General features: G+C 42.2%; 16 protein-coding genes. 7 read left to right on the top strand and 9 right to left on the bottom strand.

Features of this window, described 5'->3' with window-relative positions; all coding sequences use genetic code 11:
• Positions 1-43: 43 nt before the first annotated feature.
• The 7 genes from DWZ67_RS17185 to DWZ67_RS17150 form a co-directional block, all read right to left on the bottom strand.
• Entirely contained in the window at positions 44-727 is a 684-nt protein-coding gene (locus tag DWZ67_RS17185; RefSeq protein WP_243635185.1) for an agmatine deiminase family protein, read from the bottom strand.
• A gap of 2 nt (positions 728-729) precedes the next feature.
• Positions 730-1356, bottom strand: coding sequence for a hypothetical protein (locus DWZ67_RS17180; protein WP_120139401.1), 627 nt, complete (start codon positions 1354-1356; stop codon positions 730-732).
• Positions 1357-1743: 387 nt separating this feature from the next.
• Positions 1744-2358, bottom strand: coding sequence for a metallophosphoesterase (locus DWZ67_RS17170; protein WP_120139399.1), 615 nt, complete (start codon positions 2356-2358; stop codon positions 1744-1746).
• 12 nt (positions 2359-2370) lie between these two features.
• Positions 2371-3627, bottom strand: coding sequence for an MBL fold metallo-hydrolase (locus tag DWZ67_RS17165; RefSeq protein ID WP_120139398.1), 1257 nt, complete (start codon positions 3625-3627; stop codon positions 2371-2373).
• Positions 3624-4607, bottom strand: coding sequence for a hypothetical protein (locus DWZ67_RS17160; RefSeq protein ID WP_120139397.1), 984 nt, complete (start codon positions 4605-4607; stop codon positions 3624-3626). Before DWZ67_RS17160 ends, DWZ67_RS17165 begins: the two co-directional genes overlap by 4 nt.
• Entirely contained in the window at positions 4598-5635 is a 1038-nt protein-coding gene (locus DWZ67_RS17155) for a nucleotidyl transferase AbiEii/AbiGii toxin family protein (RefSeq protein ID WP_120139396.1), read from the bottom strand. The genes DWZ67_RS17160 and DWZ67_RS17155 overlap by 10 nt, the downstream gene beginning before the upstream one ends.
• Positions 5632-6255: a DUF6088 family protein gene (locus tag DWZ67_RS17150; protein ID WP_243635184.1), complete on the bottom strand. Its 624-nt coding sequence runs from the start codon at positions 6253-6255 to the stop codon at positions 5632-5634. Before DWZ67_RS17150 ends, DWZ67_RS17155 begins: the two co-directional genes overlap by 4 nt.
• Positions 6256-6925: 670 nt before the next feature.
• Between DWZ67_RS17150 and DWZ67_RS17145 the strand changes: the two genes are divergently transcribed.
• Complete coding sequence (locus DWZ67_RS17145; RefSeq protein ID WP_243635183.1) at positions 6926-7393, top strand: leucine-rich repeat domain-containing protein; 468 nt, start codon at positions 6926-6928, stop codon at positions 7391-7393.
• A 21-nt stretch (positions 7394-7414) separates the two neighbouring features.
• Entirely contained in the window at positions 7415-7951 is a 537-nt protein-coding gene (locus tag DWZ67_RS17140) for a hypothetical protein (protein WP_016272255.1), read from the top strand.
• Positions 7952-8002: 51 nt separating this feature from the next.
• On the opposite strand, the gene DWZ67_RS17135 is transcribed toward DWZ67_RS17140, so the two are convergent.
• Entirely contained in the window at positions 8003-9130 is a 1128-nt protein-coding gene (locus DWZ67_RS17135; RefSeq protein ID WP_008662419.1) for an AAA family ATPase, read from the bottom strand.
• A gap of 193 nt (positions 9131-9323) precedes the next feature.
• On the opposite strand from DWZ67_RS17135, the gene DWZ67_RS17130 reads away from it, so the two are divergent.
• Positions 9324-10745, top strand: a complete 1422-nt coding sequence (locus DWZ67_RS17130) for a sialate O-acetylesterase (RefSeq protein ID WP_120139395.1) — start codon at positions 9324-9326, stop codon at positions 10743-10745.
• Between the two features lie 156 nt (positions 10746-10901).
• Here the strand turns inward: DWZ67_RS17130 and DWZ67_RS17125 are convergent, their stop codons facing one another.
• Positions 10902-13436 (bottom strand): glycoside hydrolase family 9 protein, encoded by a 2535-nt coding sequence (locus DWZ67_RS17125; protein ID WP_120139394.1) that lies wholly within the window; start codon positions 13434-13436, stop codon positions 10902-10904.
• 339 nt (positions 13437-13775) lie between these two features.
• On the opposite strand from DWZ67_RS17125, the gene DWZ67_RS17120 reads away from it, so the two are divergent.
• The 4 genes from DWZ67_RS17120 to DWZ67_RS17105 all read left to right on the top strand — a co-directional run bounded on the left by DWZ67_RS17120 (position 13776) and on the right by DWZ67_RS17105 (position 22962).
• Entirely contained in the window at positions 13776-15029 is a 1254-nt protein-coding gene (locus DWZ67_RS17120) for an AGE family epimerase/isomerase (protein WP_008662425.1), read from the top strand.
• A gap of 23 nt (positions 15030-15052) precedes the next feature.
• Positions 15053-16927: a hypothetical protein gene (locus tag DWZ67_RS17115; protein ID WP_243635182.1), complete on the top strand. Its 1875-nt coding sequence runs from the start codon at positions 15053-15055 to the stop codon at positions 16925-16927.
• A 286-nt stretch (positions 16928-17213) separates the two neighbouring features.
• Entirely contained in the window at positions 17214-19625 is a 2412-nt protein-coding gene (locus tag DWZ67_RS17110; RefSeq protein ID WP_117749267.1) for a TIM-barrel domain-containing protein, read from the top strand.
• Positions 19626-19773: 148 nt separating this feature from the next.
• Positions 19774-22962, top strand: coding sequence for a SusC/RagA family TonB-linked outer membrane protein (locus DWZ67_RS17105; RefSeq protein ID WP_120139392.1), 3189 nt, complete (start codon positions 19774-19776; stop codon positions 22960-22962).
• Positions 22963-22966: the final 4 nt, after the last annotated feature.

Below are 22966 nucleotides of genomic sequence, written 5' to 3'. Positions count from 1 at the left end.
GGTGGTACACGTTTCAAATGCTACCCGGGTCCCTTTTCAAGTGTTAGCTACACACTTTGTCTGTTTGAAGCCAATTGATGTATGCCCAATTATGTTTATGTTGACGTTGGGTGTTATACTCCAGTTTGAAAACCTCATTGAAGTGTTGTCGCAGAATCTCAATAACTTTAGAGGTGAAATTTTTGTCAAATCGGTCGTAATTGGTTATCAAAACGCGGTCATTCCCTATATATCTGACTAAGCCATCTGAATGACCATAAAATTCAGACTCATCCCAAGGTAGAACAACCAATTCGGCCATAAAATGTTCTTCTATTGCTTTGGTCAGTTCTTTCCAAGATGTTCTGTTTTCTTTGAACACCTTTTCTATCATAATGATTTTATTATCGCAACGAATCACATTACCGCCATCTATTTTTAAAGGCATTATAGGCTGTTTTACTTCAAACCCTAAATCATTGCAAACTTGGTTTCCATCTGTCCGTGTTGCAAGCAGTTCTTTCGTTTCTTGCAAATAATCGGGGTCATAATCAAAGCCACAAAATGTATCTGTTGCAATTTGAATAGGCATATAGTCTCTACACCAAACATCGTTCGTATTGACTAGTAATCGATATTCAACGCAGTGTTTTTCGAGTGCAGAGACCATGGATGCATATGTCTTGGGAGAAACTCTTTGCAGCAAAGAAGAGAAATAAACCCTATTACACTGGAAATCTGTTATCATGATTATAGCTTTGGATTATATTTTTTTGTTGTACTTTCCAGTATAACGTGATACTTTCCTGTTTTATCTTTGGTCTCGACTATTCTCTTGGTAGGCTTATCCCAATTTACGTCATTAAAAACAAATCGCTGGTACAAGTTGTCTTTTATGCCTATGCGTTTTGTAGCATTACCAATTTGTCTGTCTTTATTGAATGTGTCAGGAATAGCAATTATATCAGGCATCCTAGAACAATGATTGAATATCTCATACATTGATAGCTTAGGGCCACCGACGACACCAATCTGTTTCCATTGCTTCTGTTCGTCCTGTTTGTATATTTCTATACCACGAATAAGAATGCCTCCAAACCGTATCAATTCATTCTCATCTTGAATTGTTTCAAAAGCAATATCTACACCGCTGGCATGAAAAAACCATTCCTCGCATTTACAATCACGACAGTATGTACTTATGTCTATGTCCTGTTCATTAGCATCATATAGATAGAACTCTACTTCGGCAAAACGATAAATAACATCACAGTTATCTCTCGAATCATGCTTAAGAATGCAATAGTGATTCATTAGTTCTGTTGCAATCTCATTAAAATGTTCCCTTTGTATATTTTTAAGAAAACTCAAATTCATAGTATCTATTAATTAAAGGTTAATGTATGATACTGGATTTTGACTTTTGGGATTCAGTACATTCAATACACTCCTACCCAAATAGAACGGGCACTCTTTTTCAACTCCCTCAAATTCAAATCTATTCGTGTATTGAGGGTGATTGGATTTATACCAACGAATAGGTTGAAATACCCCTACAATGATACCATCCACAATAGCAAACACAAGGGTCGCCATCTCTGCTCGTCCGACATTCAAACGCCAATAATGTCTAACGCAATCATAGATATCTGCCCGTTCTTTACTCTTATATGTCTTTGATATATTTAGGCATACGATATGATCGTCAGGTATGACTTCTATATATTGTATTTCTGCCGGTTTGCTTCCCAATTTGCCCATAAGTTATAAATATTTTTCTGTTTGGCTTATCTGAAGTATATGATAATCTTGTAACGACGAGTAATCTTCGCTTACGATAGCCGAATTAACAAATTTTGTTGCACCAATAGTTATTTCACCGTTTGAAGCATGAATATGTCCAAACAGGTGAAACTGAGGATTGATTTCATTGACTTTAGTCAATAATTCGGGAGAGCCATAGTGTATGTTGTCATCGAAATCCAAGATGTTGATTGGAGGATTATGGGTTATCAGTACATCTGTGTCAACAGGTATTTTCGCTATTCCCTTTATATTTATATCTGTGATACAATCGTGCATAAACATTGGAATGCCATGAAATTTTATTCCGTTTATGGTTATAGATGAATATCGCAGGAAATGGCAATTGTCTGGAAGTCCTTCAATATTACCGTCCCACAAGCAATCGTCATGGTTGCCGGCAATGAAAATTTTATGCTTGTACGGCAATGCGATAAACCAATTCAGGAAATCAAGTACTTCGGATTCAGCTCCCGAAAAACAGAAATCACCCGAATGAACGACAATGTCTGCATTTGGTAGATTTGTCAGTTCTTCATGTCGTCCATGAGTATCTGATATATGGAGTATTTTCATTAGAAAAATCTTTTAAGAGTGTAACGTAAATGAATCACCATCTTGTAAAAGGTCTATTCTCCATTGGTTATTAAAGTATTTGGCAAACTCTTCTGGCGCATCTGTATGAATAGGGATTATCGCTTTGGGAGAAAGCCATGTAAAGAGAGTGCTCAAGTTCTTCATGTCACAATGTCCGCTGGTATGGCGATAAAGGTATTCTTTTCCAAGTGCAGTTGCAAGTTCTTTGTTGTATGAGGGTGATGTTGGGTCGTTTACATATCCGTTCCACATAGAGAGGTAATATTGTTTGGGAGCACCCGGAATTTTGTTTATGAAATGGTAAAATCGCGGATTATTTCTGGCTATTAGTATATATCCTTTTTCCTGAAGGAAAGACATAAGTCTTTCACTAATAAGAAACTCTTTTGGATTCTTCTTGTTATACATCAAGACTACAGGCTCATACTTCCCATACTTATAAAGACTTGACTTTGCCCAAACATGGGAGGAGTTGGCCACAACGTCCATTATCCGTTTTTGATGAGAGTCAATAATAAAGGGAATGCCCATCCGTAATGCGGCATGATAAATTGAGAATAAGCGGTCTATGTTGGTGGAGGAGAGATAAACAATGTTGTATTTATATCGTTGAAATTCTTTTTCTAACTGCTTTTGCAAATCATGCTCAGATTGTGATGTGGCATCGGGACGCTTTACATTTGTGCCCTCGCAAATCACGTAATCCACTTTCCTTATGTATTTATCAATCACTTCACGCAATCTTCCGCTACGAAATCCGTGTGTACGGAAGTCACCTGTATGAAATACGGTCGCATCTTCTGTTTCAATCTTGAATGCGCAAGCGTCAAAAGCCGAATGGTCAATGATTATCGGCATCACCTTGAATGGTCCAAACGCAAAAGACACCCCTGCTTCAAATGGAGTCACTTTTTCAAGGCGTTCAAACAAACGTGCTTGTATCTCATCAACGCCTTTCAGGTGATTTGATGTTATTTTCTGAATCTCAAGACCTAATTTCCCCATAAAGACGGGAACAGTATCTGGCAACAGATGAATGTTGCCGATATGGTCGCCATGATAATGCGTAATGAGCATAGCACTCTTTGACAGGTTGCCTTTAGTCAAACCATTAATATCAAGTGGTTCGGATGCAACACTTCCCGGCAACTGCTCACCGAAATCAACAAACAGTCGCCATCCGTTATGCTCATACTCAGTGACTGAGCCTCCAATCTGATTTGTTCCGCGATGAATGATTAGTTTCATAGGACACAGTCGTATAATGTATCTTGTAAAATGTCGTCAATATTAAAGTCTGTTGGACTTTGCACTTTCTTGAATAGGAACTTAATATCAAATGGAGGATTGTTTTCAACATCAATCCCCGTTTCTTTCATGGCATTTTTCTTAGATACGCATGTCGAGTTTTCCTCAACCCACTTCTTGCGCAAGTCATTGAAAAGATACCGTCCCATTGTCTCTTTGGGATTATGTGTGCTCTTGTTATCCCATAGCGTTATTACATAAAATTCTATCTTTCCGGAAAAATTATAAGACGTTTTTAAAAGTCTTTCGGGAACATTTACACCAATCTGATGCAGGTTATGAAGTTGGCATACAATTTCCGAACAGAGATTTTCCAAACATTCCGTTTTTTGGGAAAATCTCTTGAAATCCATAATATGTTTCACGATGCCTGCTGTTCCCGCTATTGCAGACGAGTTATACTTTAGTTCTATTACCGCTATTCGGTGTGGGGCTTTCTTTGATACGGCAATAATATCAAACCGGCCTTTAAATTTCTGGCACGTAAATTCCTGAACCTTTTCTGATTGGCGATATTCGATATCTGTACAAAACCATTCGGAATCAGGATTGGAATTATTATTGGATACAAGGGTATGCTGGGCATTCTTCTCCGGAGTACTACGACTTAAACTGTTTGCTTTTATATCTCTGATTTTCGTACATAATACTCCTGCCTTATACTGATGTTCTTTACCGGTATGCTTTCCTGACACATAGAAATCATTAACATCGCACACCAATTCTCCCTCTCTGTTACAGTGTACCATTGCAACTTTGTCTGCATGGTGATAAATACCGATGGCATTGTTGCGAATACATGCCAGCAAGTCCTTGTCTTCTTTAACAAGAGTACACAAAGATGATTCTTTGAACTTTGTTGCCAGCTTTTCATTTATACCTCGCAGATATGGTTTTTTGCTTTCTTTTACTATTTCCATAGTATTTTATTTTCTCTAACTTTATCATTCAGATCTTTGAGAGTGTTTATCAACTCTTCAAATGATACCGACTCACCATAAATCATGTGCAACCGCATATTCTCATAGTCGGCTTTCCATTGTTCAATGACAGAAGTAGGGGGAATGATATTGAGTGTTGCCGGATAAAGAGTGTCATAATCGAAGCCACGCAAACCGATGAACGTGCGGCGATGCTCCACTACTTGGCGGTAGAGGTCTGCATTATTGATAGCACACTCTGCTATCGGCGTTTTCAACATCTGCCCGATGTCGTACATGTGGCGTGACATCCGTTCCACTCTGATTAAATCTTTTGGCTTGGCAAATTCTTCGTGGAGCAGGAATACCTTTTCAAGGAAAGTACGTTCCGGGAGAACCGCTCGCACCATGAACTTAGGCTCTGCAAAGGGTGCTTTCGGATATACTTGGTCAATCATGGAATCAAGTGCAATTTCCTGCACAGGTTCGCTCATTGACCTGCCGCTGACCTCCACTTTTACCTTGGGAAGAACGTATTGATTACCATCCGCTCCATCTATGGAAAAGGACAGCACGGAATCATAATTGATGTTGATGACTTCCGGGTCTGTTGTGGAGATAGGAGTTATATCCACATTCACCTTGAACTTTTCTTTTGATATGCCGTTTTGATATAGCTGTTCTGCCAAGTCATGCTGCATGGTCTCTCTTACAAAAGAACAGGCTGTACGACGCAGTTTGTCACTGATTTGCGTCTTGGATAAGGTTCCTGTAAAACCAAGATACTCCCTATCAATAGCAACATCAATATCCTCGGAAAAACGGTCAATCAGATGCCAGCACTTACTCAGCGATGTTCCGCCCTTAAAAGACAAATGGTCGGCGTAAGATAAACCGAACATGGCACGGAGAACCACCGTGACCCACCAATCCTTTTCTATGACCTCCCGCTGGCGGATGTTCAATTCCGAGGAAACACGGTCAAGTATATCCACACGGTCTTCTTTTGACAAATCAATGAATTTCATCGCTGTAATATCGTTTTTATCCATGTAGGAGCAAGAACTATATCATGATTAAATTCTTGTTCCGAGACATGGCTGGTTATCATATTTTTTATTATTCCCTTCTGGTCTTCAGTTATGGTTTTCTCGCCAATCTCGCGCATGGCAAGAACAGCCAGTTGCATTAATTGGGATTGATAGGCAAAATTTCCCAAGTCATTACTGTGCCGAAAAGTGATACTCTTTCCCTCTCCGAACTTGACCTGCCGTGCAGAGCCGTCCGTTATATAGATAATGTTAGCCGGAACCTGAGTAGATAATCCCAGTTTGTTAAGTGCGTATGCTCCGGTCGGAATAATACGCGCATTATCCCGTTGAGCTATTTTCAAGGCAATGGCATCTAATGACGGCTCACGCAATGTGCCGTCCCACTTGTCATACAAAGGTCTATAGTAAATACCTTTTGCAAAGCGATACAACAATCCGTTACGGCACAAGCGGCTTAGTCCCGACCGTACAGCATCGGGAGTGCCGCACGTTGTGAAATCATCAGGAATAAGTATTGTTCCTTCTTTTGTCTGCTCCACAATATCGTGCATCGCCTTGTAAGAACTGTTTGCACCCATAGTTTTATATTTTGCCACAAAGTTAGTGTTTTTTTGTGGTATATTGTGCGGCTTGCAGAAATTATTTGCTTGGATATTTGACAACATTGATTTTGATGCTTAATCAACAACAAAAAACTTTATTGCAGCAATTCAGAGAAATACTCTTCTCTAAGGGTGTCGATTCAACCGTACCCCCCTTGCCTCAAAGAATAGTTGTGCAAAGTTTCGTGTGATAGGGTGGTTTCAACACACACCATCTATATCTATTGCACTTTGATCATTCAGAATCTCAATCTCACTTTTAGTACGCATTCCTAAGGGGGTGGGTTGAAACCACCCCCCCCTTTAATAGTATGTTTGTTATGGGTTCGGTTCAAACGACCCCATAAACTTGGTAATCGCATTAAAAAATCATTCAACTTGCCACACTTCGCATGAAATAAAGGTTAAAATCGTTAAATCTTCACTTTTTTAGTCCCTCTTATCAAATACACAGGACTTTTCTATCGTATTATCTGCAAGTTGCTGATAATCAACAGCTGCTATATACGCTTCTTGTATTTATCAAGAGAAATTAAATATTCCATCAGAAACAGTCACTATACCGTATGGGATATTTAAATTTCTATCTGGATTATCATTTATTGATGTAGATGTAAATAGTGCTTGTTTTACGTCAATAGATGGTGTGCTATATGATAAAAGTGTGTCTGAATTAATAGCATGTCCAAGATTAAAAGATGAAATAACTATACTTGATGGTATTCAGACTATAAGTCCATTTGCTTTTTATTCTTGTCAAAATTTGAGGGTTATTAATATGCCGAATTCCATTACAATGTTAGGAGAGGCAGGATTTTGGGGATGTAATAGTTTGACTGATATTAATTTTTCAGATAATATTACTTTTATAGATGATAATGCATTTTGGGAATGTACTAGTTTGACTTCTATGCTTTTGCCCAAAAGTATTGCTGGTATTGGCGACAATGCTTTTACCGGTTGTACAAATCTTACGAAAATATATATAAATAGAGAGGAGCCTCCTTTTATTGAAAAGAGAACTTTTTATAGGACAAATGGTGAACTTGTTATATATGTACCTAAAGGATGTAAAGAACGTTATAAGAATAGTGAAACATGGAGAACTTTAAATATTATAGAAATGGAATGAAGAATTAGAAAAAGAATTTGTATGGAAATAGCATCTTTAGTAATTTCTATTTTGTCTATAGTCATATCAGCAATTGTTGCTGGAATCCCATTTTATCGTAAATATATAGAAAAGAAAACAAAAATAGCATTGATTGCTTGTGATGGAATAATCAGGGATGATATGATACGTATTGTGGTTACCTATGTAAATAAGAACTGGCAAAATGCAGTAATAATCAATAGCCATATTAATCTTTACCATCCTAAGTTACTAAATGAGTTTACGAAAGTGAATCATGCATATAGTTGTAAGTCATTTAATCCGGTTGTGATAACGGAGAAAATGCATGCCTCTATTGAACTTGAATATTCTTTATCAGAGTTGAAAGAAGTGGATTTGGAGAATGCAGATGTATATGTACATACTGAATATATAGATTCTCAAGGCCAGAGGCTGTTTGATAATCATAGGATAGGAAACCTGTGCATGAGTGGAATAAGTACTAAGATGGTCTTAATAGAGTCTACTATGTATGAGTTACAAGGAAGAAGCATTTTAATGTCTATGAAACTTTAGTTGTTGGCGTGAGCAGGAAGCATCACTTCCTGCTCACGCCCTTTCTCACATTTAGCAATACTCCCTTCTGAACCAAAGCTCGAATATAGGGTCGGAGAAAGCATACTTGTTTCCTTCTTTCTCAATGAAATCACGTTCTGTCAGCATACGCTTGTTGCGTGTGATGGTCTGTGCACTGCCCAATTCATATTTCCGCACTACGGGGATGGAGTTGAAGCGGTATTCACCATCGGCTACAGCACGAAGCATGGCAGTTTGGGCAGCAGTCAGGTTCTCGGTGTCGTTCATGAACATAGGCATGTTGGTGTCTATCAGTTGGCGGGTACGGATTTCGATAATCTCATCTGTCACTTTTTCAGACGTACCGCTCCAGATGAAATAGCACAACTGTTGCAAATACCACGAATGGCATTTCACGATGTCGCACAGTTGTTCTGCTTGCTGTTCGCTGATTTCTTTGTTCGTCCGGTGGAAGGCATTGACGATGAAGGGCACCCATTCCTCTTTCTTTATCTTTTGCAGGAACAGTACTTGTCCGAAGCGGTAGAAGGGGTTAGAAGAATTGTTGAAGATGTCCATCATCATATGCCGCTTGCTTCCGTAAAAGCAATAGGAAACTTGTTGCTGCTTCTGCCAGGCAGAGCGCATTTTTCCCTCCATACTTTTGTAGCCGGGTAGTAGTGCCAGTTGTTGGAACTCGTCGATGCAGACAATCAGGTGTATGCCTTTGGCAGCTGCTATCTTTTCGGGTAGTTCCAGTATCTCCATGACACTTTTTTCTTCCAGTTCCAATTTCAGGTCAAAGGAGAGGGTATCGGTTGGGTCGCTCTTCAATGTGATACTGGGAGAAACGGCTTTAAGAAACTGTTTCACATCTTCAAGCCTCTTTTCAAGGGTGGAGGCGGCGCAAGAAATGACTTCTCGCGCAAAGATGCGGTAGAATTCAGCTTCCGTCTTGATGCTGAATGCATCAATGAAGCAGACACGGATATGCTTGTCTTCTTGTGTCAGTTCGTCCATAGCTACTTTTACAAGCGACGATTTTCCCCATCGGCGCGGTGAAATAAGCATTACGTTGATACCCGATCCAAGCAATTCTTTTAGTTGCTTTCGTTCTTCTACCCGATTGACGAAACTCTCTTTATCAACCAGTGTGCCGTATTGAAAAGGTGATTTCATAAGCTTTCTGTTCTTGATTTAATGACAAATATACAAATTATACATCAATGTATAATACATCTATGTATAATTTTGTTTGAGTACATGTGCAAAAACACCCACTTTTTGCACATGAAACGGAGAACGTGAGCAAAAAAGCCCTATTTTTGCTCACGTTATTGGTTTTGAATATGAGATTAAACACAAATATACTATGAAAAGTAAGACTCTTGCATTGATTCTATTATGCTGCGCCGCCTCGCTGGGCGCCAAAGTAAAGCTGCCTGCACTGGTAGGCGACAACATGATACTCCAGCAGCAGACTGAAGTGAAACTGTGGGGAACGGCTGCACCGAAAGCCGAAGTACGCGTCACGCCTTCGTGGAACGGACAAACCTCCACTTGCCGTGCCGATAAGGACGGACGTTGGCTGCTTGCCGTGAAAACTCCGGCAGCAGGGTACACGCCTTATGAGATAACCTTTGATGACGGAGAAAAAACTACGTTGAAGAATATCCTAATCGGTGAAGTATGGCTTGCTTCCGGCCAGAGCAATATGGAAATGCCCCTGAAAGGCTTTGCCGGCTGTTGCATCATGAACGGAGCGGATGACATCATAGCTTCTGCCGAAAACAGAGGCGTGCGTATGTTCACCGTTCCCAAGCACCAGACTTATGAACCACAAACCGACTGCAAAGGTAGCTGGAACATATCTTCCATAGAAACCGCACCCGATTTCAGTGCGACGGCCTACTATTTTGCCACTTCGTTGAGCCGTGCCCTCCGGATTCCGGTCGGCATCATCTGTAGCGCTTACGGTGGAGCCACTGTAGAAGGTTGGATAAGCCGTGAACTGCTGGAAAACTATCCAGACATATCTCTCAACCCCGATTCCATCGAACGCCTGCACCCCATGCACCGCCCCATGCTGATGTACAATGCCATGCTGAAGCCGCTTCAGAACTATACCATAAAGGGATTCATCTGGTATCAGGGCGAGTCTAACGTAGGCCGTCATGAAACATACGCCGAGCGTCTGGCCGATATGGTGCAGCTGTGGCGCAAAGAATGGGGACTGGGCGAATTGCCTTTCTACTTTGCCGAAATAGCGCCGTACGCCTATGGAGGTACCCAGCAAGAGAAAGCTGCTTACCTACGTGAAGCGCAATTCCGTGCCCAAAGCCTGATTCCGAACAGTGCCATGATTTCTACAAACGACCTTGTAGAGCCTTATGAGATATACAATATCCATCCCCGCAACAAGACAAAGGTAGGTCAACGCTTGAGCTATCTGGCATTGAACCTTACCTATGGATTGAAGCAGATACACTGTTTCGGCCCACAATATAAGTCATGGACTGCTAAAGGCAGTGAAGCATGGGTTTCCTTCGACCATTTGGAAATGGGTATCTGTCGCAACTATGACCTTCGCGGTTTCGAAGTGGCGGGTGAGGACCGTGTGTTCCATCCTGCCGACAAAGTATGGCTGCACTGGCAGACGAATGAAGTGGTAATCTCTTCAGAAAAGGTATCCCATCCCGTCAGCGTGCGCTATTGTTTCCATAATTTCCAGATTGGTACGATGATCGGTGGGAATGAATTGCCTACCATTCCGTTCCGTACGGATAATTGGTGAAAGAACGAAAAGTATATAAACACTTTCATTATACTATAATATTGGGCGCGGGTTACGCGGAATCACACGGATGCAGTAAACTAAATCCGTGAAATCCGTGTAATCCGCGCCTAAAAGAAAACATCCAGAGGGTTTTGTTCCCCCTCTCTGTCTTTCTTATTGTTCCAGCAACTGCTGTGCTGCAAGCACCAGGAACATATAGTGGGACGAACCTCCTCCCAACACATACTCAGTTTGCTGCCAGAGGAACGGGAACGTGAGGAGTTCCGGGAAGTCGGGACGGATAAGCGCCGTGCCGGAAATGACCCCACCGGGAATGTACGACCAGTCTGCGCGGTTCAGTCCGTAGCCCACAGTGGCCGATTGTGCGCCGACACCCGAGGCGAAGGAAGCCTGGTTGGAACCCGGGTGGCATCCGAGGATGAAGTTGAGGGCATTGAATACCGGTGCTTTCGGGAATATTTCCGGGTAGGCGGTTGTCAGGAAGTAGTGCTGGAAGCCGAAACGCTGTATATCCCAGCCTGCACCCCAGATATTCGGACGGTAGGGAACGCCATAAGGAGTTTCATGCACTTGCTTGTCCAGTTCTTGTTTGTATCCGGCCAGAGCTTTGCGGAAAGCGGTAGAGAAGGCTTTGGCTTTCTTGTTCTTCATCTGTGCAAACTGTTGTTCTACGCGTGCCGTGTACCAGCCGATTCGGCCTATCTGCTTGATGATGAGCTCCTGGTTGTCCAGGATGAAGTCCATATAGGGTTGTTCGCCCGTGGTGAGGTACAACTCTACGGCTGTCTGCACTTTGGGGAACAAGGCTCTGTTGTTGCCGCTTTCGGTAGAAGCATATACTTTGCGGGCAATGTCGAGACAATGTACACTCAATGTATCATTGAAGCCTTTCAATACGCGTGATACGGCAGCAAGTTGGGCGGCTGTCGACAGTTCTCGTCCGGGGTTGTCCTCTGTAAATATCCAACGGTCGTCTTCATTACCGATTTTTCCGTCCGTCATGGCGGCGGCATCACCCAGAAGTACGTATTGGCGAAGGTCGTTGCAGATGATTCCCCGGTAGAGACGTCCCAGTGCCAGGTAGCCGTTGACTACCGTAAGGGCGCCGTTCTCTACTTGTTGCAGCAGGTCATTCTTACCGTCGGGCTGGTGGATTTCCGTCACACGGTTTATCTGGTCGATGGAAGTCACGTCGAGATTCGGGTGGAAAGCTTCGTAGGCCAGTGCCAGGATATAGGATTCTCCGGCTTGGGATTCGATGCGGAGGTCAAAGTCTCCGGCATCGTGCCAGCCGCCTATGTTCACTCCGGGAACCACTTCACCCGGTTTGAACTTGGACAGGCCCTCTTTCTGGTCGTAGCCGTCGATATGATTGTGTGCCGGTGCCATCTGGGCATCGTCCATGTGGCAGCAGTCGTGCCATACGCGGTATTTTTCGTTGACGCGCATGTGGCACATCTGTACGGGAAGGAAGTATTCCAGTACGGGCTGCCATACGCCGCGGGCATATACGTCATTGTCGATGCGGAAGATAGGGGATACGGAGGTATCGTATTTAATCTTGTAGAGTCCCGCTTCCTTCACATCCGTGAAGTCCACCTTCAGATAGTTGTATCTTAGGAACTTGCCCCAATTGGCAGGAGTGACGTTCTTGACCACTTTCTCGCCGTCTGCGTCAATGCGGATGATTTGTGCCGTTTCCTTTCTATTGTCACGTATATCCATTTCGATGACGGCTTCCTTGTCCTGGGCGGGATGATAACCTATCTGTGAAGTCTGGATAACCGGCTGATACATCCAGTCGGCCACTACGTTCGGAGTGATAATCCATTTGACGGCCCCTTTGGTGACACCCGGTTTTATGTTGCTGCGCAGTACGAACCAGCCGTTATTGTGGTTCATACGCCCGTCAAACAGTTGTAGGTCACCACTCAATGATTCGATGGTTACTTTGTTGTAAGGGTCGTCGGGGCGGGAGGTAAACTTACGGCCTTTGGCATAAGGTTCGCTGATGATGTCGTCGGCCACAATCGGGCTGTAACCTTTTCCTATCAGTTTGTCCATGTCTGCCAGCGATTGCTTGCCGTCATGATAATTTCCCGTATGCAGATAGTTGGGCTGGGTTGTCATTAGGGGAGAGTTGGGTTGTTGCGGGAAGATGCCGCTCTGACCGTCCATAATCCAGGGCTTGCCGAAGAGGGAACCCGGGAAGAATTCAAGGTTGAAGCCCACTTTTCCGATGAATTCCTGGGGAATGGGGCGGTCAAGGTCTACGGTCACCTCTATGTTTTTACCTTTGCTTTCCACGTTTACCGTATATATAAGGTGGAGGTCCGGGTAAATCATCGGGTTGAATCCGGTGAGATGGCGTGAGGAGTCGGGATAGCACAGCGTGGCGGTGATGCTGTTGTCACCGAGCTTCCGGTCGAGCTGTTTCGGTACGGGCTGCCATTGTCCGGGCGTGGCTTCCAGGCGGATGTCTCCGTTTGTTGCCACACGGTGTCCGTTCATGATGATACATACCCCTCCCTGGTGTCCTTCGGGATAGATGTCATCAAAAGCCATGACGTCGACTCCCTGGTTCTTGAAATAACCGGAGGATGTCAGCTTGAAGTCTTGCGCATACAGCGTACTGCTGCCGCAAAGCAGTGCCAAGACTGATGCAAATAGGAAATGTTTCTTTCTCATAGTATCTATTTTTGAGTTACAAAATTTTCTACTAATATACGGACTAAAAAGGAAACGGATGGCTTTTGTTTGTAGCCAATAACGTTATGAAATGTGTCTTTTTCCTCTATTTTTATGATATTCATTGTTATATTTGTCAGACAATGGTGTTTGAACTGCCAGATACCAACGTTTGAGCTAATAAAAGCTGATGTCTGGTAAGACAAGGACTCAGTACCCAAAAACAGCCTTTATCGGAACCAATTGTATCCATTGAAAAAGGATGGTAGTGAGTAGTGGCAACTTGTTTTTTTGTACATTTGCAATGTAACTATGATTAATTCCTTAAATCGCTATATTATGAAACGTATGTTTTCCGTTTTTTTGCTGATTACAGTATGGTTGCTGGTTACACCTTTCCTGCAAGCACAATCACACGTAGACAAGGTTTTAAAAGATGAAATAACCTCGGACTTGAAAGAGAATATCCTCTCTTTTTGGGAAAGATACAGCGTAGATTCTTCCGGAGGCTTTTATGGTTCATTGGGACGTGACGGTGCCCCGATAGCGGATGCTCCCAAAGGTGGTGTACTGAATGCCCGCATCCTTTGGACTTTTTCAACCGCCTACCGGATGTATGGCGATACTGCCTACCGTAAATTGGCTGACAGGGCGCAACGGTATTTCATAGATCACTTCATTGATTCGCAGTATGGAGGCGTATATTGGCTGATAAAAGCGGACGGTACCCCATTGGATACGAACAAGCAGACTTACGGCTGCTCTTATGCTATCTATGGGTTGTCCGAACATTTCAGGGCAACGGGCAACAATGAAAGCCTGCAAAAAGCCATAGAGCTTTATCGGATAATGGAGAGCAAAGTCAAAGATCCCGTAAATGATGGCTATATAGAATCCTTTACCCGCGAATGGGGAACTCCCCAAAAGCTGGGGTATGATGGAGATGGCATTGCTGCCAAAACAATGAATACACATATCCATGTATTAGAGGCATACACGGCTTTATATAAAGTATGGAAGGATAACAGCCTTTGCAAGCGCCTTGCAAAAGTAATAGACTTAATAACAACCAGGCTGTACAACCCACAAACACATCACTTGATATCATACTGTGATTTAAATTGGAATAATCTGGATGACATCGACTCTTACGGGCATGATATCGAAACTTCTTGGCTGCTGACGGAAGCTGCAGAGGCTCTGGGTGACCCGGAGGTTATCGGGAGGTGCAGGAAGGTAGCATTGGAACTTGCAGATGCTTCCTTGAAGGAGGGCATCAACCCGATGGGAGCTATGATGTATGAACGACATAAGGACAAAATCAGGAAGGACGCTTCCTGGTGGTGCCAAGCGGAAACTGTGGTCGGCTGTATCAATGCCTGGCAACTGACTGGTGAACAATCTTATCTGGACAGTGCCGTCCGCACCTGGAACTTCATCAAATCACGGATGATAGACAAGGAGTATGGTGAATGGTTCAGAACGGTGCTGGAAGATGGAACTCCCCGCTACAAGGAGCCTAAAGCAAGTATGTGGAATTGTCCTTATCATAACAGCCGTATGGGGTTTGAGATTGATACCAGACTGAAATGACAACCTTTTATAGATTTGATATTATGAAGAATTTACGAATTTTCCAGTTTGGAATAGTTGTATTGCTGTGTGGTATATTATCTCTGCCGCTTTCTGCCCAGACGGAAGTGATGGCATGGAGCAATATCACGGGTGTCCGTGTAGACGGTGAATTGATAGACTTTGAGTCATCCCTGCGTGTCGGAACCTTGAAAGGAGATATGGAGATTACCGGAAAGGAGAAGCAGGTCCGTCCCGTTTTCCATCGTGAGGGGGATATGCAGGAAGTGACGACTACTCTGCGAGGTGTAAAGTTCCATCAGAAAGTGACTGATAAGGGAAAAGGCTTGGTGGAGATTTCTATTGATGCGCTGTCGGACACTACTTTGAATCAGGCAGCCTATTACTGTATTGCTTTAAGTCCGGAAAACTACGTTGATGCCAAAGTAAGGACAAGTGGCAGGAAGCTGACCGTTACTTCGGCCAATAGGAAGTTGGAATTCAAGTTCAATAAGTCTATAAAGGTCACGGTTGAAAAAGAGTCTACCGGTACTGTTGTGTATATCTCGCTGATGCCGATTCTGAAAAAGGCTGAGAGAACTGCATTGTCCATGGAACTGCATGCTTCCGGAGTGATAGATTACAGTGACGCAGAAATTACATTGGATATGCAGAATCCGGGCAGTCTGTTTGCAGGCTTTGGAGGGAATTTCCGTCTACAGAATCCTGCTGTCGACCCTAAAGTGATAGATTACTGTCTGGAAAACTTGCGCGTAGCTTATGGCCGTGTGGAATTTCCGTGGAGATTGTGGCAACCCGAAGAAGAATCCGATCCTATTGCCGTGGCACAGAATGGGGGACTGAACAAGCGGGTGGAGGAAAGTCTCCTCATGGCAAAGCGCTTGAAGGCGATGGGAATGCCGGTAATACTAAGCTGTTGGTTTCCGCCTGCATGGGCCATTGACGGAGGTCCTGCAAGTTATGCCCGTCAAGGTGGTGTCATTGCTTATCGTCTGGATAACCGGAAAAAGGAGAAGATTTATAAATCCATGGCAGATTATCTGTTGTATGCCAAACGGTATTATGGTATTGAGTTCTCCATGTTCTCGTTCAATGAATCGGATTTGGGTATTGATGTCCTTCACACGCCGCAGGAGCATGCCGATTTCATTAAGGAGTTTGGAGCTTATCTGGCAGAGTTGAATCTTCCTACCCGTATGCTGCTTGGCGACAATTCGGATGCTACGACTTTTGATTTTATCCTTCCTGCTTTGAACAATTCTGAGACTCATAAGTATATTGGTGCAGTTTCTTTCCATTCATGGCGTGGTTGTGATGATGTTACGTTAAGGAAGTGGGCGGATGCTGCCAAAGAGATTAATGTACCACTCTTGGTTGGTGAGGGTAGTACGGATGCCGCTGCTCATGGTTATGCCGAGATATTCAATGAGTCGACGTTTGCACTTTATGAAATCAATCTGTATACACGTATTTGTACGATTTGCCAACCATTGTCCATCTTGCAGTGGCAACTCACTTCAGACTATTCGTTGTTGTGGGGAGACGGCATTTATGGTTCCAAAGGTCCTTTACGTCCTACGCAACGTTTCTGGAATATCAAGCAACTGGCCTCCACTCCGGCCGATGCTTTGGCCATTCCGGTCAGTAGCAGCAAGAAAAATGTAAACTGTGCGGCTTTCGGAAATATGGTGCGCGGAGAATATGCCGTCCATATGGTCAATAATGGGGCGGATTGCGAGGCTGTCATCTCCGGTATCCCTGCAGAAGTGAAGAAACTGAAAGTCTATGTGACCAATACAAAGGACTGCATGAAGGAAACTGCTGTGAAGGTAGAGAATGGACTGGTACGGGTACATTTGCCGGCCATCAGTTTCATTACTTTATTGTCAGGCGAATAACTCTAAAATTATATGTATCTTGCCCCGTCAGGAGAAAGTTGCCGTAATATAATGATGGCGAGGTACGTGAATTTACTGTTGTTGATACTGTTACGGGTGATTGTGTGTTTATAGGTAGCCGGAAGGAATGGAGGTATAAAATGTGTTCTGTAGGCTATATAAATGTGTTTGAACATTTATTCGGCAACAATTTTACCCTTTCAAAGAAATATTTGGGACACTGAAGAGAATTGTAAATCTCTATATTTGCATTAATTGGATTCTATTTATTTCATAGTATATCAAAATGAAAAAAGTTCTATTTGCATTATGTGCGATTTTATGGTCAACAGTAGTGCTTGCCCAAGTACAGGCAAGAAGTAATGGTTTTGTCGTGACAGTCAAAGGGGTGGTTGTTAAGGTGGAGTTTTATACTCCCAATATTGTTAGAGTTTCGAAGACATTGGAGTCGGGCAATGTCAATCTGAGGAAAAGTCTGGCTGTGGTGCTTGAACCTACTCAGGTTGAAGTCAATGTTTCTCGGCAAAACGATATGGTAAAAGCTTCTTCTTCATTGTTGGAAGTTATTCTAGATTTAAATACGGGACGTGTCCAGTTCAGTAATCTGGATGGGAGTAAACTCTTGACTGAAAAAGACTACGGTGTCCAGTTGATGCCGTTGCAATATGTTCAGAGAATAAGGGAAAAGAAGGTGGAATCTCATGTTGCTGGTGAGGTTGTACCTACTCAAAGTGCTCCAGGACAAAATACTCCCGGTTTGGATAGAGGAAAGATGCGGACTATTGTTGAGAATACTTATGAAGTGTCGCAATCATTTATTTTGGACGAGGATGAGGTTATTTACGGACTGGGCCAACAGCAGACTGGCAAGATGAATCAGCGGAACCAGCGGTTGGTTCTTGAACAAAATAACATGCAGATTGCTGTACCTTATTTCGCGTCTGTCAAAGGTTATGGTCTTTATTGGGATAATTATTCGATTACGACATTTGATGATACTCCTATGGGGACATCATTTAGATCAGAAGCTGGTGAAGCGATAGACTATTATTTTCTTTATGGTGGAAATGGCGATGCTACTGTAGCACTTTTGCGACAGCTTTCGGGACAAGCTCCTATGGTACCTTTATGGACTTTGGGCTTTTGGCAGTGTAAGGAAAGATATAAGTCGCAAGATGAGGTGGTAGAGGTTGCTGAAAAATATCGTAAATTGGGCGTACCGCTTGATGGGATAATTCAGGATTGGCGTTATTGGGGAGAGGATAATTCTTCTTGGAATGCGATTCAGTTTCTTAATCCAAATTTTTCCAGACCTCAAGAGATGTTTTCCAGTTTAAGGAAGATGAATGTGAAAATGATGATTTCTGTATGGCCGAGTTTTGGAAATGGAACGGAAATTTTCAAGGAACTTGATAAAAAGGGTGCATTATATCCTATGGTTTCTTCGCCCCGTGAGGCAAAAGTCTATGACGCTTTTAATCCGGAAGCTCGTGGGATAGTATGGGATTATATGAACAGGTATATGTTCCAGCTTGGTATGTCGGCATGGTGGATGGATGCTACAGAACCGGAATTTTATGGTGCCAAACAGTCTGATTTCAATTTTCAGACGAAAGAAGGGACTTTAAGAAATGTCCGTAATATTTATCCTCTGTACACTAGTAAGGCTATTTGGGATAATCAGCGTGCTACCACCTTGGATAAACGTGTATATATATTGACTCGTTCGGCCTATATAGGTTCGCAACGTTATGGTGCCGGTTCATGGAGCGGTGATATCCGTGCAAGTTTTGATGTTTTCAAGAAACAGATTCCGGCAGGTTTGAATTTTTCGATATGTGGCATTCCTTATTGGAATACCGATATTGGTGCATGGCATCCCTATGGCAATGTTTATAATACGGCACATAAGGACCCTGCTTACCAGCAGCTTTATGTGCGTTGGTTTCAGTTTGCTACATTTAATCCGATGATGCGCTCGCATGGTACAGGTTCACCCCGTGAAATTTATCAGTTTGGTGAACGTGGGTATTGGGCTTTTGATGTGCAGGAACAATACATTAAGTTACGTTATTCACTGCTCCCTTATCTTTACTCTACGGCTTGGCAAGTTACTAAAAATGGTTATTCTTATTTGCGCCAACTTTCTATGGAAGCTCCTCATGATACATCAACCTATCAGATTTCTGATGAATTTATGTTTGGAAGTGCTTTCTTGGTTGCACCGGTTGTTGAAGAAGATGCTGTTTCGCGTAGTGTCTATTTGCCCGATAATACTAAGTGGATTGACTTTTGGACAGGACAGATTCTGGATGGCGGGCAAGTAGTGGAACGTGCCACTCCTATAGAGATTATTCCGGTATATGTTAAGGCCGGCTCTATCGTACCTTTCACTACCAATGAGGTACAATATGCCACAGAACGGAAATGGGATAAACTTGAACTTCGTATTTATCCGGGCGATAATGGGGAGTTTGTACTGTATGAAGATGAGAATGATAATTACAATTATGAGTCGGGAGCCTACAGTGAAATTCCTATTACATGGGATAATGAAAAACGTTTTTTGACTATAGGTGATCGGAAAGGCCGTTTTGCAGGTATGGTTAAGAATCGGAAATTCATTGTGAATATAGCAGGTAGTTCTTCTTCAAAAACAGTTTGTTATAATGGGCGAGAATTAAGGATTGAATTTTGAATCTATCGTTTTTGAGGGGTGTATATTTTGTGCAAATGTGTATTTGTTTTGTTGCTTTATTATGGAGAAATGAACTATGAAACAAAAGCAGGCATAAAAATACTATTTTTTCTCCCTTATGTTTAATCTATGCTAAATAATTTTGTGAATGATATTTCATAGCTCTTTCTTGATGGAAAGAAGGGCTTTTGTTAAACCAAATTATTTAGTATTTATGAAAAATGTAAGGAAGTATTTAGGGCTTGTGTCCATGTCGTTGGTATGTGCCAGTCCTCTTGCGGCAATGGTTATACAACCGTTTGTAGGTGTTACCATTGTACAACAAAATGTCATTACAGTGAAAGGACAAGTGATGGATGAAAAAGGAGAGGCGATTATCGGTGCTAATGTCATTGTAGAGGGTACTGCCCAGGGAATGATTACTGATATGAATGGAAATTTTTCTTTTCAATGTCCTGTTGGGGCTATTCTAAAGGTTAGTTATATAGGCTATTTGTCACAAACAATTAAAGTCTCGGGAAATGCTGGTACATTGAAGGTCATTTTGAAAGAAGATGCAGAAACCTTGGACGAAGTGGTGGTTGTAGGTTATGGCATGGTTAAGAAGAGTGACCTTACAGGTTCGGTGGCTTCAGTGAATGTTGATGAAATGGCTAAGCGTAATCCGGTGAATATAGGTCAGGCATTGCAAGGTGCTGCTGCTGGAGTACAAGTCATGAGAAATGGCGGTGATCCTTCCGGAGAAACCACAATCCGAATTCGTGGTATCGGTACAGTCCAAGGTTCTGCCGATCCCCTTTATGTCATTGATGGTATTATCAGTAGTGCTTCTATGGTTAATCCTGCTGATATTGCTTCTATTGAAGTCTTGAAAGATGCCTCGGCAACTGCAATTTATGGTTCGCGTGCGGCAAATGGAGTGGTAATGATTACTACTAAACAAGGTGACAAGAACAAGAGTCGTATCAACTTTACTGCTAATTTATCGGTTCAGTCTGTAAACAATACGATAGATGTTGCTGATGCTGACTTATTTACTTGGGGTGTTCGTCAGAGTAAAGCGGCGGATGGTAAGTCCTTGACCAATTTAGCTTGGGGAGAACAATATGCAGGGCAACTTCAAACTATAGACTGGCAGAAAGAAATGACACGGACTGCTTTGTCGCGTAATTATCGGTTATCGGCCTCCGGAGGCAGTAGCACTTCCAACTATATGGCTTCCATAGGTTATACAAAAAATGATGGTACCATTATCAATTCTTGGTATGAACGGATTACAGCCCGTGCTAATGCAGCCAGCAAAATTCGTGACTTTCTGACTGTTAATACTAATCTTGCATATGTTCGTACTGGTAGTCACGGAGGTGGGAACATGCGGTCATATGCTTTGACGGTTCCAACTATGGACCATCTTGATGAAAATGGTAATTTGATGAATGTACCTATCAAATATCCTGACGGAAGTTATGGGGTACCTTTGCAAGAGATGAATGGGGATGTACCGAGAGGTAGTGACAATTTAGTGGCGAGAGCATACGATAATGACAGCAAGAATTTTACAGACCGGGTACAGATTGATTTTGGTTTGACAGTGGACATTTTGAAAGGCTTAACATTCAAAACCACCAACAGTTACAATGTAACCAATAAAAGTTCTTGGGATTATTCACCTCGAAATGAACGTACCATTACTTCTGATGGTTTGGATACCTTTTCCATGGAAATGAGTCGTAGTAGTGATTGGAACAGTGAGAACTACTTTAATTATATTTTTGATACAAAGGGGCATCATATCAATGCTATGGTAGGGCAATCATTCAATCAGTCGGTAGATGGATTTGAACTAAAAGGAAGCGCTAAGGATTTTCCTGCGGATAACTATCGTGACATCGCTTCTACATTGAATTCTACTACTAAAAACGTTGAAGGTGCTTTAAAAGTTAAAACTACCAGTCTTTCTTATTTCGGTCGTTTGATTTATTCTTATAAAGATAAGTATTTATTTACTGGTACAATCCGTCGTGACGGTTCTTCAGCTTTCGGACGTACAAATCGTTGGGGAACTTTTCCTTCAGCTTCGGTAGCTTGGCGACTGAATGAAGAATCTTTTATAAAGAATCTGAATATTTTCAGTAATTTGAAATTTCGTATTGGCTGGGGTAAAACTGGTAGTTCTTATGGTGACGGTTCTAAATCTATTGCCCAGATTTCAACAAGTAAGATGTATTATTATTGGTGGAATGGGGTAAATTACACAGAACAGATGGGAGCTGCCAAAGACAAGGAAATTGATACGAATCTTCATTGGGAAACGAATGAACAGACCAATTTGGGTATTGATATGGGATTTATGGACAATGCCTTGAATGTAACATTGGATTATTTTATACGTAATTCTTATGATTTGTTGCTGGATCGTAATATGCGTCCTTCTACAGGTTTTACTTCCATTTATACGAATGCCGGTAAAATCCAAAATAAAGGATTTGAATTTGCTGTGAATTATCGTAAGACTTTTGGAGACTGGTTTGTCAATGTGGGAGTGAATGGTTCTGCCCTTAGGAATGAAGTAAAGGAAGTCGGTGATCCTATTTTTGCTACAGAGGCCTCGAAGGGATATGAATGGGACAACCATTCCATTATTAAGAATGGATATGCCATAGGTTCGTTTTATGGTTATCGTGTAAAAGGAATTTTTCAAAATCAGGCCGAAATTGATGCCCTTAACAATGCGTCTTCCACTGGTAAATACCAATCCGGTTCTACACAACCCGGTGATTACTATTATTGGGATAAAGATGGTAATGGATATATCAATGCGGACGATAAGGATATAATAGGCAATGGATTTCCTAAACTGACTTATGGTATCTCTATTAATGCCAATTATCGTAAATGGGATTTTATGCTTTATGGTTATGGAGCTTATGGGCAAGATATTCTATCGTATTCAGCGATGAGTCTGTCTTCTATCCATAATTCAACGGGTGAATTCCAGAATTGTTTGCAGGAATATATAAGTAATGCTTGGACACCAGAGAATCACAGTACCAAATATGCTCGTATGACGGTTTCGGACAATAATAAGAATACACGTGTGTCTGATGCTTGGATTAAAAAAGGTGATTTCTTCAGACTTCAAAATATTCAGGTCGGTTATACCTTTGATTGGGGAATGAGAATTTATGGGAGCATTGAGAATTTATTCACGATTTCTTCCTATAATAAATACGGTGATCCGGAGATAGGTACGGGGAGATTGAATTTGGTGGGATATGATTCAGGCCGTTATCCCTATCAGAGAACTTATAGTGTGGGTATTAGTTTACAATTTTAAAAAA

The sequence above is a fragment of the Bacteroides sp. AF34-31BH genome, from assembly GCF_003602795.1.
GTDB classification, from domain to species: domain Bacteria; phylum Bacteroidota; class Bacteroidia; order Bacteroidales; family Bacteroidaceae; genus Bacteroides; species Bacteroides uniformis.
This window is presented reverse-complemented; position numbering and strand designations above follow the sequence as displayed.